Annotated in this window: 10 protein-coding genes; 1 reads left to right on the top strand and 9 read right to left on the bottom strand. The window is 34.6% G+C overall.

The window, feature by feature from the left end; genetic code table 11:
• Positions 1-3: 3 nt before the first annotated feature.
• Positions 4-1,737 carry an ABC transporter ATP-binding protein gene (locus ACN0NP_RS09360; RefSeq protein ID WP_423217248.1) on the bottom strand — a complete coding sequence of 578 codons (1,734 nt, stop codon included), beginning with the start codon at positions 1,735-1,737 and terminating at the stop codon, positions 4-6.
• On the bottom strand, positions 1,734-3,470 hold the full coding sequence (locus ACN0NP_RS09355; protein ID WP_423217684.1) for an ABC transporter ATP-binding protein: 1,737 nt from the start codon (positions 3,468-3,470) through the stop codon (positions 1,734-1,736). Before ACN0NP_RS09355 ends, ACN0NP_RS09360 begins: the two co-directional genes overlap by 4 nt.
• Before the next feature lie 171 nt (positions 3,471-3,641).
• Here ACN0NP_RS09355 and ACN0NP_RS09350 point away from each other — a divergent pair, with 171 nt between their 5' ends.
• Positions 3,642-4,664: a helix-turn-helix transcriptional regulator gene (locus tag ACN0NP_RS09350; RefSeq protein ID WP_423217247.1), complete on the top strand. Its 1,023-nt coding sequence runs from the start codon at positions 3,642-3,644 to the stop codon at positions 4,662-4,664.
• Between the two features lie 45 nt (positions 4,665-4,709).
• On the opposite strand, the gene ffh is transcribed toward ACN0NP_RS09350, so the two are convergent.
• The 7 genes from ffh to ACN0NP_RS09315 all read right to left on the bottom strand — a co-directional run bounded on the left by ffh (position 4,710) and on the right by ACN0NP_RS09315 (position 17,062).
• Complete coding sequence (ffh, locus tag ACN0NP_RS09345) at positions 4,710-6,275, bottom strand: signal recognition particle protein (protein WP_021142268.1); 1,566 nt, start codon at positions 6,273-6,275, stop codon at positions 4,710-4,712.
• Between the two features lie 46 nt (positions 6,276-6,321).
• Positions 6,322-6,654 (bottom strand): putative DNA-binding protein, encoded by a 333-nt coding sequence (locus ACN0NP_RS09340; protein WP_004231629.1) that lies wholly within the window; start codon positions 6,652-6,654, stop codon positions 6,322-6,324.
• Between the two features lie 301 nt (positions 6,655-6,955).
• On the bottom strand, positions 6,956-7,654 hold the full coding sequence (locus ACN0NP_RS09335; protein ID WP_014334717.1) for a GntR family transcriptional regulator: 699 nt from the start codon (positions 7,652-7,654) through the stop codon (positions 6,956-6,958).
• A gap of 130 nt (positions 7,655-7,784) precedes the next feature.
• The gene (locus ACN0NP_RS09330; protein WP_423217246.1) at positions 7,785-9,413 is read right to left on the bottom strand and encodes an ATP-binding protein; all 1,629 of its coding nucleotides are present in this window, start codon (positions 9,411-9,413) and stop codon (positions 7,785-7,787) included.
• The gene (locus ACN0NP_RS09325) at positions 9,400-10,767 is read right to left on the bottom strand and encodes an SIR2 family protein (protein WP_423217245.1); all 1,368 of its coding nucleotides are present in this window, start codon (positions 10,765-10,767) and stop codon (positions 9,400-9,402) included. Before ACN0NP_RS09325 ends, ACN0NP_RS09330 begins: the two co-directional genes overlap by 14 nt.
• 5 nt (positions 10,768-10,772) lie before the next feature.
• Positions 10,773-15,470: a DEAD/DEAH box helicase gene (locus ACN0NP_RS09320; protein WP_423217244.1), complete on the bottom strand. Its 4,698-nt coding sequence runs from the start codon at positions 15,468-15,470 to the stop codon at positions 10,773-10,775.
• A gap of 179 nt (positions 15,471-15,649) precedes the next feature.
• Entirely contained in the window at positions 15,650-17,062 is a 1,413-nt protein-coding gene (locus tag ACN0NP_RS09315; protein ID WP_423217243.1) for an AbiH family protein, read from the bottom strand.
• Positions 17,063-17,081 lie beyond the last annotated feature (19 nt).

Genomic DNA, 17,081 nt, shown 5'->3' with positions numbered 1-17,081 from the left:
CTCCTAAGCATTCTTTTGATATTTGAACTCTTCAATTTTTTGCGATGTTTCAATGAGATCACGGTAAACAGCTGATTTTTCAAGCAAATCACGATGCTTACCAATACCGTCAACCTGACCAGCTTTCATCACGACAATCTTATCTGCATTTTCAATGGATTTAAGACGGTGTGAGATGATAATCACGGTCTTATCTTTCAAAAGATAATTCAAACTTTCTTGAATCATTTTTTCATTTTCAATATCGAGTGATGAAGTGATTTCATCAAGGATAACAATTGGTGCCTGTTTCAAAATGGCACGTGCAATAGATATACGTTGACGTTCTCCGCCAGATAATTTTGCACCATTTTCACCAATTCTTGTTTCATAACCTTCTGGTAATTTTTCAACAAAATGTTGACAATTTGCCAGACGAGCAGCTTCTTTTACTTCTTCATCTGTTGCATCTGGTCGACCAAGGCGAATATTTTCCAAAATCGTATTATCAAACAACGTAACGTCTTGAAAGACAATTGAGATGTTATCAAATAAACTATTGGTGCTAATGTCTTGGATGTTCTTGCCGTCAATAGTGATTTGACCTTCTTGATAATCATATAAGCGAGATAAAAGTCTTAATAGGGTTGTTTTACCACATCCTGATGGTCCGACAAGTGCTGTGATTTCATTTTGTTTGGCAACAAAAGATACACCGTCGATGATCTTTTGTCCATCTTTATAAGCAAAGCCAACATTTTTGAGTTCGATGTCAAAATGCTTGAGAGTAACATCTTGTCCACTTTGTTGTTTGACTGCACGAAGTTCTTTAATATTTTTAACAGCTGAGTCAATGTAGAGAATTTCACCGACATTTAAAACAATGTTTTCAGTACTGTCAGAAACTTTGATAGCAAGTAGGATAAACATCAGCAAAACCAGAAGACTCACTTGACCTTGGAAATAAAGATTTGTTCCAACAAAAATCACCAATCCGATTGTCAATCTGATAATTGAGTTGGATATATTAATTGGAATACCTTGAAGAACTTCAGAGATAATATGGATTTTTTCACTTTTTTCCATTTGCCGATAAAGCTTATCATGGATGGTTTGTCTTAAATTGTAAGCTTTTATTTCTTCCTGTAATTCAATGGCTTCTTGGAAACTATCAGAGTTTTCGCGGAGCTGTTTCCAGTATTTCTTAACAGCTTTCTTTTGCATATTTTTTGACAAAATAAGTGCTAAAAAAGCTAGAAAAATGGGGATAAAAATACACAAAGCTAAAGGAAGATTGATGAAAAAAAGCGTAATCGTTAATAAAATAAAGTAAAGGACAAAGCCAATCGTTTTAGAAATCGCATGGCTAAGAGCATGTTCAAGACGTTCCACATCACTCATCAAGGTTTGTGACAAATCTGTCAAATCACGTTGTGAGAAATACGATAAAGGCATTTTTTGTAAAGTATCAGCAATATCGATCCGAAGATCAGCACTTTCTTGATAAGTAGCCGTATAAGTCGCATTATAATCGATGTAGAAAAAGCCATAAGTCACTGCAGCAACTAAAACTAAACCTAGAATAACTGTCCAAAAAGAAAGAGTTTCCTGTGCCAAGATATGCTTGATGTAGTACATCATCAAGATAATCGGTGTTAATTCTGCTGCTGATACAAATAATCCTGTGACGCAAGCATATAATAAACGACTTGCACCGTGTTCAGTCAAGGCAAAAAGTTCTTGTAATTTCTTTTTCATGACACCCTCCATTCATTCGCTGATGCGTAAAGATTGCTAAAGGCTTTATATTTACCACCTTTTTCCAGTAATTCATTACTGTTACCACGTTCAATAATTTGACCTTTATCAATCACTAAAATATCATCAACACCTTTAATTGATGACAAACGGTGTGCAATGATAATAACCGTTTTATGAGCAATTAAATTAGCAAAAGCTTTTTGGATTTGGTATTCATTATTAACGTCTGTATAAGCTGATGCTTCATCTAAAATAACGATTTTAGCATCTTTTAGAATGGCGCGTGCGATAGCAATGCGTTGTTTTTCACCACCTGAAAGATAAACACCTTTGGAACCAATCATCGTTTGTTCACGTTCAGGGAATTTATCAAGGATTTCTTCACATGAGGCTAATTTCAAGGCTTTCATAACCTCTTCATCGCTTGCATTTGGATTACCGATTTTGACATTGTCAAAAATAGACATTTTAAAAAGTTTTGATTGTTGAAAGACAAATGCAATTTGTCTCATCAAAGCATCCTGACTATAGGATTCAATGGGTTTTCCACCTAATTTGATACTTCCGCTATCAACTCGATAATGTCCAGCAATCAATTTGGCAATTGTTGATTTCCCACTACCACTACTTCCAACAAAGGCATAGACCTTGTTTTCTTCCAATTCAAATGACAGATTGTCAATAACTTTTTGATCTTCATAACCAAAACTTACGTGATCAAAGATGATATTACCATTTTCAAGAAGTTCTTCATCTCCAAGAGCTACACGATGGCTGGTCATATCATTGTACAAAGTTTCAATCTTTTCTGCTGAGACACTTCCTTTATACTGATACATGAAAACATACATGATTCTCATAAAGGTAACATAAAGCAAACCAACCGCAAAATAGAAGAAAATAAATTTTGGTAGCAGAGCTAATTGTTGTGATTGCGGTACGAAATATAAGTAAATTGGCACAATCAAAGTTGCGTAAGTCGCAAACATTACTTGAAAGATAATGAAGGCTGTACGACAAGAAAAGCTATAATTGAGAGCATAATCTGAATAAGATTTAATAGCTGTGTAAAGAGCTTTAAAGGATTGTACAGAAGTTTTGAAAATCTTGATAACTTGCATCCCGCGAACATATTCAACGGTTTCACTATTCATTTTTTCCAAAGCTTTCATATAAGCATCCATGAACTCAGCGTTTCCCATCATCTGTTTAATCTGCAACAAAGCAACGACTGCTAACAGAATTAAAGCAAGTCCCAGATAAACATTAACTGCAAAAGTTGCAAGGACCAGCAATAACAAAGTCATGACACTTGTTGTATTATCAGGAATCAAATGAGCAACAATCGTATGTGTTTCTGCAGCATTATCATCAATGGTTTTACGAATGTATCCTGATGTATGAGTATCAAAATAAGCAAAATTTGATTGACTCAAAGCGTCAATCCCTTTTTTCCTAAGATTAGTTTCCAAACGAAAAGCTACTATGTGGGTTAATAGCCCTGAAATGAGGTAAATACCAATCCCAGTCATCATAAAACCAACAACCGTTTTAGCATAATGGGCAATATTTGTCGCATTATTCTGAACAATTAGATGGTTTAAAAAGAGATACATGTCATAAAAAGCACCAATCGTAAAAACAGTTGACAAAGCTGCTAGTAAAATAGCAAGATAAGCCAAATACTTAAACTCAGGCACATAAGAAAATAACTTTTTATAAACCTTAATCATATGAGCTCCTTCTTATTTTTATCCAAAATATTGATAAATAGGCATTTAAACATTATAATGGATTTGACATACATTCTAGCATGTAATAATTATGTATTCAATGCATATTCAGCAATATTGGCGAATTGTGCTATTCGTCCAATCGTGTTATTTTTAAAAGGAGATTTCATGTCAGACATCTTTTTCAATGATAACATCAAGCAAAAAGCTATTTTACTCCCTAATTGCAGCCGCTTCGCTCCACATGGGCAGAGTTATTACTTGTCATGTGATGATTTAGAAGGATTTTATTGGACCTATGAGACTGAATACTTCCGAGTTAGTATTTTTGATTTTACTCTAAAAAAGGAAACTATCTATTGTTGCGATTTGTCGGCTTTTCCTGATACTGCCCTCTTTTCAGCCCATGTCATTTCTGCTAATGGTGAAATCTTGCCACCTTACCAGCAACTCTCAAGTAATGATAGCTTTGTGATTTGCAATCAACATCAAATTCTTCAGACTTTACTACATGAGCACACTAATTTTCAAGCCGTTTGCTTTGACTTTAAACAAAAAATCATCGATGACTGCCTTGTCGGACGCTACCAATTAAACCCTGATGATTTATGTCATATTTTCAAAGAAGCCAATCACTTTCTGGGAGCAGGACTTGGAAAAATTGCTGATGATATTTTACACTATAAGTTGGGATCTTCTGCCAGCGAACTTTTCTATGAAATCAAGGCTAAAGAATGGCTAAGCGTCATTATTAATAACTATTATGCCGCACAAGATGAACAAGAAATGAGTCAAGAAGATAGCCTCGCTTTGGATAATGTCCGCCATTATATCAACGATCATCTGATGGCAACAATTCCACAAGATTTACTGGCTAAAATTGCTATGATGAGTAAAACCAAGCTCAAAACAGCCTTTAAGACCAAGTATCATATGACAATTACCGAATACATCCAACGACGTCGTATGGCGCTAGCAGAGCACTTATTAATGACAACCCAACTAGAAATTAAGGAAGTGGCTATTGCGGTCGGCTATACCTCTCACAGCCGCTTTGCCAGCCTATTTAAAAAGTATATCGGTGTTTACCCGCATGATATCAAAAAACAAACTACACCCAACAAAGATAAACATCCCTGCCACGATTGCCTTAACAAGTTTTGTGAAGCAAAGGTGGAAAGAAATAACTAAATCAAACACAAAAAAACCGAGAACTACTTCTCGGTTTTTTAACAATTATTTTTTATTACGTTTTTTCTTAGCTTTTTTCATTTTGTTTGCCATGCGTTTCATTGATTGTTTCATAGCAAATTCGCCGATTTTACCTTTGAATCCGCCACCCATCATTTGGCTAAGATCCATGTCTCCACCAAGCGCTGATAGGTCTGGCATACCGTTTCCACCCATCATGCCTTCAAGTGATGACATATCCATACCATTTGGCATATTTTTAGGAAGGTTATTTGGGTTGATACCCATTTTCTTCATCATTTTTTCCATGTCACCAGACATAACACCTTGCATCATTTGTTTTGCTTGGTTGAAATCTTTGATGAATTTGTTGACATCAACAAAGCTGTTACCTGAACCAGCTGCAATACGACGACGGCGGCTAGGTGTTAGCAAATCAGGATTTTCACGTTCTTCAGGTGTCATTGATGACACGATTGCACGTTTACGAGCGACAGCTTTTTCATCAACTTTAAAGTTTTTAAGTGCAGGGTTATTAGCCATACCAGGAATCATCTTAAGAAGATCTTCCATTGGTCCCATATTTTGCACTTGGTCAAGTTGCTCGATGAAATCGTTGAAGTCAAAGGTATTTTCACGCATTTTTTCTGCGAGTTCCATTGAACGTTTTTCATCGTATTCTTGGCTGGCTTTTTCAATCAATGTGAGCAAATCACCCATGCCGAGGATACGGCTTGACATACGGTCTGGGTGGAATGTTTCGATATCAGTGATTTTTTCACCAGTACCAGTGAATTTGATTGGTTTACCAGTGATTTCACGAATTGAAAGTGCTGCACCACCACGAGTATCACCATCAATCTTAGTCAAGACAACCCCTGTGATATCCAATTGTTTGTTGAATTCATCAGCGACATTGGCAGCTTCTTGACCAATCATGCTATCAACAACCAAAAGAATTTCATTTGGTTTAGCGAGAGCTTTAACATCACGAAGTTCTTGCATCAAAGCTTCATCGATTTGCAGACGACCAGCCGTATCGATGATAACATAGTCGTTGTGGTTTTCTTTGGCTTGCGCAAGACCGTTTGTTACGATTTCAACGGCTGAGTGGTCAGTTCCCATATCAAAGACTGGAACGTTGATTTGGCTACCAAGAGTCTTCAATTGGTCGATGGCTGCTGGACGATAGATATCGGCAGCAATCATCATTGGACGAGCATTTTCTTCTTTAATCAGCTTGTTAGCCAATTTACCAGCAAATGTTGTTTTACCAGCACCTTGAAGACCGACCATCATAATGATTGTAGGAATTTTAGGTGATTTTTCAAGCTCAGCTGTTTCAGAACCAAGGATTTCTGTTAATTCTTCATTAACGATTTTAACGATTTGTTGTGTTGGGTCAAGTGTATCGATGATTTCATGACCAACAGCACGTTCACGAACACGTTTGATAAATGTTTTAACGACCGGAAGAGCAACGTCAGCTTCAAGCAAAGCTAAGCGAATCTCTTTGGTTACTTCTTGAACATCTTTTTCAGATAGCTTTTTCTTTCCGCGAATATTTTTAAAAACCCCTTGCAGGCGTTCTGTCAAACTTTCAAAAGCCATAATAAATTCTCCTACCTAAATCTATAAATTATCAATTATCTGTAAATTAATCTCGGTTATCAATACTGCTCAAAATCGCAATTTTTTCTTTCAAAAAGTCATCTGATGGGTATTTATCCAAAATCTCATCAAAAATCTGACTACGAACAATATAGTCCGAATACATGTGTAGCTTCATCTCATAAGCTTCTAAAATCTTTTCAGTTCGTTTGATATTGTCATAAACTGCTTGACGGCTAACACCAAATTCCTCAGCAATCTCAGCCAAGCTATAGTCATCCGCATAATACAGTTCAATATAATTCATCTGCTTATCTGTTAACAAAGCAGCATAAAACTCAAAAAGAGCATTCATACGATTGGTTTTTTCAATTTCCATAATCCTCATTTTACCATATTTTGACTGATTTTAATAGTCAGAATTGGTTAATCACACCCAATAAGTCAGAAAAGTCGTAAGCGATATCAGTTTAGAAGCAAAAATTAGTGTAACTTTCTCTAAAATGATATAATAAAGCAAGGTTGAGACTGAGTTTAAATCGGTGACGATTTATCCAAAGAGTGCATTTGTACTAGGTAGAGGTGCTGCCGCCTTGATTTTTTCAAGGAAAATCCCCGAGGGTTCTCAACCTTTTTATATTTGATGACAAAAGAGAGCAAGAAAACTTGCTCTCTTATTTTTAATTATTCTCCAAATAAAATTCGAAGCGGTCGCCGACATACTGACTGTGTACGTACTCAAATGGTCGGCCGTCTGTGAAATATGAAACCTGTGTCAAAGCCAGTACGGCATGATTTTTCGGAACCTTAAGGTAGTTGGCCACGCGCTCACTCGCATTTTTGGCATAAATGGTTTGCTGACTCTTACCAATCTCATAGCCATTATCCGTCAAAGTCTGGAAGAAATGCTCCGTGATATCCTCACGCTTAAACTCACGAATCAACTTCTCTGGGATTGACGCCACCTCAAAAACAAGCGGCATATTATCCGCATAACGCACGCGCTCCATGCGAACCACATAATCGCTAGGCTTCAGTTGCAACTGCTGGATCTCAGTCTCATTGGCAGGCTTGCGCTGATAAGAAACCACCTGAGATGACGGAGTCTTGCCTTGCGAACGCACAATCTCTGTGAAACTCGTTGTCCCGCGCATCTTCTCTTGCACACGATGACTCGCCACATAAGTCCCGCTACCCACACGGCGCTCAAGAATCCCTTCTTCCACCAAAAGCGTAATCGCCTGACGAAGCGTCATACGACTCACCTCGTAGTCATCCGCCAAATCACGCTCACTCGGCAAACGCTGACCAATCTCCCAAAAACCATCGTCAATCTTTTTCTTTAACGCATCATGAATTCTAATATACGCTGGAATCATAACCTCTACTCCCGTTCTGTTCTAAATAACTTAGCTCTATTTTAGCATAAAATCAAGGAAGTTTTTAGTTACGGTATCATTTCTTTTGAAAAATGGCGGGGCTGAGCAAAAGGCAAGAACCACCCTAATTTTAATAATTAAGCAGACTTGGAGTATCATTATGGTGTAGTCGATTACACTTATCTACCTTTATGTAAATATCCTTCAGAAGGTTGATACTTGTTAAAACTGCTTCTCCTGTATTTAGTTTCTTCACCTGATTTATCTGATTCTCAGATAAGTGATTCTGTATCGACTTTAATTCATCAGGAGAGGTAAGTCGATGAACCAATAATGTCCCAACCTGCCCTAGGAGCACCTTATCTACATCATTTGGATTCTGTGTAGTTAAGAACAGAAAAATTCCTTTTTTTCTACCTTCACGTGCTATACTGTTCAATCCAGTATAAAATGTAAATCCTTCATTATTGACTCCCTTTGTATATCTATGTACTTCATCAATAAACATCACAAACGGTTTTATTACTTTTGAACTTAAATTAACTAAATGGTTTGAAATTAGATCAATAATCATCCCCCCAATACCATCTGTTGTTCCAATTTGAGAAGCATCTATATACAACGACTTACCATTTTTTCCTTCTGTAAATGAGTCAATAATATCAATTAAACTATTTCCAGTTGTTGAAGTAAAAAAATTAACAAGTGAGGTATTGGCTAATTTATAATTAACTTTTTGAATAAGATATTGATTTGCATTAAAATTGAAAGTATTTGCTATATAATTTCCTTTTTTGTCCTGTTGAGTTGTTTCAACAGCTATCTGATTCGGTAAAAGCTCAAGTTGAAAATTTCGATCTTCATCAGTGAGTTTTGAAAAATCACTCTCAACTTCTGTCACTGACTTTCCTATTTTTTTGTAGACATCCTGATTTTCAATCTTGAATTGATATCTTAGTGAGCGTATTGCTTCAGCCAATACCGCTGGTTGTGTGCCATCATTTGTCTCAAAAAGAATTGACCATTGATTCATTGATATTTGCGATAAGGGAAGAACGGCATTTTTTCCCAGTACATACTTATCTACTTCATCTTCAGTAAAAGAATCAGAATATTCCCCCGTTGGGTCTACTATCAATGTTCTTATACCATCATTAACCAACTTATCTAAAATACTCAATGCAGATGTTGACTTACCACTATTTGTAGTTCCAACAGTCATCAAATGTCTATTAAATAGAGTTTTTGGCTGCAATTTTATTGGATATTCTTGAGAGCTAAAGGCAAGATTTGCGAAAGAAGATAACGATTTCTCGCTGTCAGGATTCACTTCTATTGATTTAATAAAAAGCTCCACTGCTTTTTCGTTAGCAATATATACCTTGTCAGTGATACCAACCGTATTTGTTCCATTTAACTTAAAATATGTCTCTCCCAATGGTATATACCCAAGTATGTCGATATTTATTTCTGGAAAAATTTTTTCTTGCTGTCTATTCGTCAACATCTCATGTACGCCATCGGAATTTGGAACTTTAGACTGAAATATTTCTCCAAAGAATAGACCATTACTTGAATCAATCAAAACATAGTAATTGATCGTATTTGGAGCGAGGACATCCGTTCTCAATTTTCTGTATGAAAATAGTGAAAGATTTTCTATTTGAATTGTTGCATATGAACGATTAACTTGAGAAATCATTCCAAGGTAATAATTACTCTTATCAGCCACTTTGTAAAAACTATCAATGTTCGTCATTTAAATACCTTCCATTCAAGTAATCAACTAAATCACTATTCATAGCAGCCTTTAAGAAAGAAATAGGATAGCCTTCATCCATAAGATGCACAAGTTCTCCCCAATTTTTATTATATTGACTTTTATCCTCTGTGATCTCAATATACTGCTTTTCATCTTTATCCCACTGTCTATTGGGGTCAATATTAAAGTCTGTCACTAATAATCTCAGACTAGAGTTATTTTTCAATGCCTGCGTAATCATCTTAGAAATATGATCATCCGCAAAACTAAATCCTGAAGAAATCAGCAACGTATTTGGACGTTTTATAAGCTCTTGAAATTTTGTAAATAGCTCAAAATACGGTTCCTGATAACTTTGGGCAAACTTATCTGAACTAGGAAAAATCATTACCATTTTATCGGTTTCAGTAATGTTGTCTTTATTTTTTCTTACGATATCACCATTATCCTGTTTTTCCCAAGTAAGCGATCCGTGAATTTTAACAAGGTTAAATGTCTTATCCTTATACTCAACTTCTCTTGTATTAACATTTTGAACCTCTTTCACAAGATTCCATTCAAACATATTGCTATCAAACTTTGGCAGAGGTGTAAAATTGAATCCGTCAAAAATAACAAATTCATTTTTCGCAGCAGCTTCCTCAATCAAAACATCATAATTAGTTGTAATAACAGAAAATTTATTTCCATCTTTTCCTGATAAGTCAGACAAGAAATTTAATAATGCACCGTGTTTGAACACTCCGCTGTCATATGAATAATTTGTATTTTTCTTAATCAGTTGTAAAATTTTGTCAATAGTTCCATTAAACTTCACTTTATCACCATTTGGAACATAAGGACGATAATGAAATAATGTTGATAAGAAATCCTCTAGATTAAAATCATTTACTAATTTAGGTGAAGCTGGTGATCCAGATTCACTTCCAGTTAATATGTTTCCATCTTTGTATCTACATTGTGTTGCCAACTCTTCTAATGTATATAGATCTTCGGTAGATTTATGAAGCTCTTCAAATATATCATCTGCAATCATTTTTACTGTTTTCCCATATTCTGGATTTCCTCCTACTACAGACGCCCCAGCCCCAGCAAGAAAAACAATATTTGAATATTTCTCTCCGTAAATAGTTTTACGAATCTTTTCGCTAATCAATTGCTTAAATTCACTCTCTTTAAATTCATTTTGAGAGCCATCCTTTGATTCTTGTTTTTCGAGTTTTCCATGGGAATCAAAAAACTTCTTGCCATCAATTTTATCTACACCGTATGAGATTGAATTCGATAAATAATGCAATTCAATCTGTTTATCGTTAGATTTATTCTCATTATCAAAAAAGAAGAAAAACATACAACCTACTCCTCCACTTCAAACTTAGGCAGACTATTTACCAAATCAACAGTCTGAACAGATACGTTAATAATTCTTAATAATAGATTAAAGATGTACTTTTCATCCGTACTATAATCATTTGGATCATCAGTAATACCTGATTTTTTGTCTGTCTTGACTTGATACTGGTCCATAATCCATTCAATAGCTGACCGCCCATTAATTACATACTCGTACGCTTTTTCCGGAATATCCCTAATTGTAATATCAGTATTGAAAATGATTGTAGAGCGGTCATTTTCTGACTTGCCTGTTTCAGAGTCTCTAACTTTAGCAAAATTCATCTTCTTAACTTCATAACTTGGATTACTCTTGCTTTCAATAGAAACACCTTCAAATACTGGTACTTCTTCATAATTAAGGTGTAGGTCTATTAACTTCTTTCCAATCTCTACATACTGCTCTTTATTCTTAACAACTGGAATTCTTGCTAAGTCTTTCTTTAAATCGTTAGTATATTTTTCTTGGTATTCTCTGGAATTTAACAAACCATAAACATAGGCAAACGTATCATCTAAAGTAACCCCCAATTTGTCAGCAAATTGTTGATTTATATTGTTATTATCTATAAGTAACAAATTACCTTGATCAGAATTATTATATCTGATAAATCCTTGAGTTTTTTCTAATAAATCCATACATGGAATTTCATTAGTAACTAAAGTTGAAAAATCCTTTGATGTACCTCTACCTGTTGTTACTAAAGCAAGGTTATTTTCTCCCCATTTAGAATAATATTGACCTGGACTTTCAATAACTTGTTTGTCATAATAAAGCCATTTTTTAGTAAATGGACGATATAATTCAAGATTCACATTATCTTGATTTAACTTAATATGCTGGGATTTACCATACATTTTCTTCAAACTTCGAGTCCACTTAATTTTAGTATCATCAATTTCAGGCTCATTTGATTTTTTATTTTTCACAGCTTCATTGTAATTGTCCACCATATACTCAGTATTCTTAATTGTATTTTCCTTGGAAAAACCTGACACCCAACTGTCACGTGCCGTACTTATTCCCGGCCCATTTGATAAAAATGGCGAATTATTTTCACCAACAATACTTACATACTTTTGATAATTAGGGTCCCGTTGATTTAACCAGTCGTTATTTAAATCAGGTTTAATTTCAGACCAATCCATACTCTTAACAGATGAAAAATTGCTAATAATACTTAGCTTTTCTTTTTGGCTTAAATAATCACCGATATCATGATAATGAATTTCGTGGTTATCTGAACCGTCTTTAACTAAGATACTTATTGCAATAGGGGCACGACTTCCTGATCCAAAAATCTTACCGCCTTCCTTGCGTGATTGCTCACCTGAAGTACGTTGATTGCCACGTAAATTAAAAATATAAAGGTGGTTAAATTCTTTATACAAAGAAGCCCTTAATCCATCAGTACTTGAACTATCCAAGAAACTCCCATTTGTAACAAAACCAATAACACCATTACCATCTAGTCGGTCTGTTGCCCATCTAAAAGCTTTAACATAGCTGTCATATGCACCTTTGCTCAAATTAGAATTACTATTTTTAACATAAGTACTTCGAATACTTTCCTCTAAAGCTTCATACCGCAGATTTTGATTATCATCATTAGCATTTCTCTGTCCTACCGAATATGGTGGATTACTTATAATTGCCGTAATTGGCTGTTCTTGTTGCTTCTTTAATCGCTCATTATTTTCACCAAGTAGTTCATCTCCAAATGAATTTTCACGTTCGGTACTTTCAAATGTATCTGTCAAAACAATTCCTTCAAACGGTTGGTACCCACGTTCAGGACCGTTTACTTCATCAAAAACTGCTTCAATATTAATTGACGCAATGTAGTAACTTAACAATACAATCTCATTAGCATGTAATTCGTGGTTGTATTTATGGAGAATATCCTCAAATGTGATTTCTCCCCTATCCATTTGCTCTTTCAAGTATTGAAGAGTTCTTGTCATAAATGTACCCGTCCCAGTAAATGGATCTAGAACATGCACATTCTTACTTGCAAGACGCTTACCAAAGTATTTATTTAAAGCATAGTCAACAGACTTAATAATAAAGTCAACTACTTCAACCGGAGTAAACACAATTCCCAACTGTTCAGTAGTGTCCTTGAACCCAGTTCTAAAGAATTTATCATAAAGTGTAACGATAATCTTTTGTTTGGCTTCGGCATTATCAATTCCTGAGGCACGTAATTTAACAGATTCATAGAATGGTGCTAATTCTTTTTGTTCTTTATCAAAACCGTACTTGGAAAATTCGTCAACGACATCATTCATAGCATGAGATACTGGATTGTCCTTAACAAAACTGTACCCTTCAAATAACGCTTCAAAGATTGGTTGCGTAATCAGGTGTTGAGCCAACATTTCAATAGCTTGTTCTTGGTCAATGGATTCATTGATATTATGCTGTAAACTACGTAGAAAACGCTCAAAAGCTACCTTGCTATCTGGGTTTTGCTCTAAAATAATCTTAATTCCCTGAATGTGGCGGCGTGCAATATCAGCAACATCTTTCGACCAATCTTCAAGATAACGTCTATCACCAACTTTCTGAACAATTTTACCGTAAATAGCACCTTCTACAGCTTCCCATTCTAGTTCTAATTCAGTTTGATAAGGTTTAAATGGTTCTTCGATAACTGTGCCATCACCATTAGTATTAAATTCAGGATCGTCGGGAGCTCCACCAACCCCAATTACTTGAATATTTTTAGGCTTTTTACGATTCAATTCTAACTTATTAATAGTTGCCTCAAAACGTTCATCTACAGAACGTAAAGCGTTAAGAACTTGCCAAACTACATCGTAAGATTTATTATTGTCCAAGATTGTTTCTGCTGTTTCTCCCGCAGGAACTACAATTGGAAGAATGATGTAGCCATATTCTTTTCCTTCAAATTTTCGAATAATACGACCAACTGCTTGTACAATATCGACTTGTGACTTACGTGGCGATAGGAAAATAATAGCATCTAGGTTAGGAACGTCAATTCCCTCCGTCAAGAAACGTACATTTGATAAAATGCGAGCCGAATTTTCTGGAATATCATCACTAGCTAGCCAGTCTAACGCTTCATTTTTCTCAAGAGCATTCATGCCACCATCAACGTGACGAACATTAACAGAGTAACCTTCTTCACTATCAAGATAGTCATTAACAACACTTTCAAATTGTCCAGAAATACGTTTGCTATCTTTAATAGTACGTGAGAAAGCGATAGCGCGCTTCATCGGTTCACCAGAAACTTTATCTGCAAAACTTTCACGTTTAATCATACCATTCCAAACACCAATAATACGCCCGACATCATCAATGTTTAGCCCATTTTCAGGATCAGATAGTGATTTTTGCATATCTTTTTGGACAACTGTTTCATCCACAGCTAAAACCATCAGTTTATAATCTGTTAGAATACCATGACTAATAGCATCACCAAAACCTAAACGATAAAAGACTTCACCATATAAACTTTCATCATCCATACTTGAAATAACTATTGAATTATCTTTAGCTTTTTTCTTAGCATCCATACCATATAGTTTTGGCGTTGCTGTTTGATAAAGACGTTTCTTGGCTTTAACATTTAAATTACTGTGAACTTTTGTAAATACTGAATCTTGATCACCTAAAGCTTTAGCACCAGTTGTGCGGTGTGCCTCGTCAGCAATAATTAAATCAAATTCTGGGAATCCATTTTTTTGTGCCTGTCCTAAAACTTCAATTGATTGATATGTACTAAAAACGACTAATAACTCTTTTTTAGGTAATTTTGCTAATTCTTCATAGTTTTCAACAATAGTTTTAGCAGATGTTGTTGCTGGATATCCGATATCACTAGCTTTTATTGTAATATTTGATTCATCTTGTCTAATACTGCCACGACTAGCATTTCTATCACTTGTTACCGCCATTGATGACATAGTCATCTCGGTATCATTATTCCAACCACGTAATGTTTGAGTAAGAAGCTGAATACTAGGAACTAAGTAAAGAACAACATACTGTTCTTTAGCTGCTGCTTTTGCCATAGCTTCGGTAATTTTCAAACTAGTAAAAGTTTTACCAGTACCTGGAGCCATGATTAATTGACCTCGGTCGTTAGTTTTATAATGTTCTAAAGCAGCTGCAATTACCTCTCTTTGATAATAGCGTGGTTGCTTTTTAGACTTGACTTCTACTTCTTCTGGTCGTTCAAAAGAAAATTTATCCCAATCAATTCGAGAATTTCTAAGATCTGATAAACCAATACGTATGACATCACTTCTGTCAGCTAAAGCTTTTTCCGCATTTTTTCCCCACTTATCTGTGGAAGCTACTATAATTCCTGATTCATAGTAATCTTTACCAAGTTCGCTTAAAAACGAATCAATATTGGATTTTTGAATAGGATGGTCGTAAAATTTAGCTTGGATTGCTACTAGTTCCCCAGTACATTTTTCAGCAACTAAATCTACTCCAATATCTGTTTTTGGAATACCATATTCTTCTGGGACATCAACTAACATCCATACATTTTTAAATTCATTTTTGTATGTGGGTTCATTTTGAAAATATGCTCTTACAAGATATTCAAAATATGTTCCCCTATCACGCTGTGTCTCAGCAGAATTATTTATCTGATTTACAAGATTATCAAAACTCATTGTATAACCCCTTTTCTCACATGAGTAAGGGACTTCATAGTAATACACTAAGGGTACCCTTACCTCAAATTATTATATCTTCTACATTATATCATGCTTCGACTACGCACGGAACCGTTATCTTGACTATTCAAATAAAAAATACCCTATCCAGTTTAAACTAGATAGAGTAGCTTTGATTATTCTTCTTGCATTTTATTATTGTCGTCTTCCAATCCAACTATCTTCAATCTTCCTGTTTGAATTAGTCTTGTTAAAAGATTTCTTCCGTGGGCTTTGTTATCCAAAGTCTCACCATATTGTTCTATCAATTTCGTTATATTGCGGTACTGTTCTTGCCTTACTTCTTCTACTGTTCGTCCTTCAATTTTTGAATAGTAAAAAATCAATTTGATATTAGAATTATATAAATCATACATATCAAAAATATATTGAAAGTAGCTGTAATCAGCTCTAGCTAAAGAGTGACCATAAAATTTAATAACGTCCATATCTTTAGTAAAAATATTATCGATTTTATCCCCAAAAGTTTTATCATTCTCTAATTCAGTATATAATCTCATAGTACGGTAAGATTTTGTAAAACGATAACTAATATCTTCTGATTTAGAATCTGAAGATATGTTATCTATTCCAAAAATAATCTTACTTTCATTCGAATTTTGATTCAATGCTCCGTGAACATTACGAAAAGCTACTTGAGTGCCAAGATTACCAGAACACGAATTAGTATAATTAAATGAAAAAACATTATAACTTGATGGATATCCTCCCTCTATAACTATAGTTTGCAAGAAATTTTCAGCTTTACTCTTGTATTCTTCTCTTTCTGTTTCTTGAATTAGATAAGCTTGAAAATCTTTTTCTAAATTATGGAGTTCAGACATTAAAAGGTTGCTAATTAACTCTTTGACTTTACTTCTTTGAGAATTTTTTAAGCCAAATACAAATTCTTTCTCTTTATCAACATCTGCTCCAATCCATCTAGAACGAGACTTATAGTTTTTATAGGCAGTTTTCAACTCATTGACTTTTGTCTCAATTTCATAACACCCATCATTTCTTTTTAAAATATGATAGAGAAGGAGACCAGCAAAATTATATTCAGCTTGCTTCATCGTATCTTCTGATAATATATTTACCTCGAAACCATAGTTAAAAAAGACATCTACTAGAATATCAATAAATGTTTTCTGGATTTGTTTTTCTTTATCGTTATCAAAAATAAATTTACCACTAACATACTTCTCAATAACAGATTCAATATCTGACCAATTTGATGATTGTTTTAGATTCTCGTGAAATAAAATTAAGTACCAGATGTTTATATCAGGAAAAATTTGTGATGACATATTAAAATTAATACTTTCAAAGTACCATTTATCAAACATTTCTTCCCCAGTCTTTAGATATTCTTTAAAATATTCAAAAGCCTTTTCAGGAGATTTTTCACTATCATTTGGAAAATACTCAGCATATTTTTGTGTTATCACATAATATAAAAAATCCTTGTAAGAACTCTTTAAACCACAATGTAAATCGAATCCATTTCCTAATACAATTAATTGACTTGCTTTTGTTATATCTTTCATTATTCTCCTTCTTTTGTAT

It is taken from the genome of Streptococcus equinus (genome assembly GCF_049393805.1).
GTDB lineage: Bacteria > Bacillota > Bacilli > Lactobacillales > Streptococcaceae > Streptococcus > Streptococcus equinus.
This window is presented reverse-complemented; position numbering and strand designations above follow the sequence as displayed.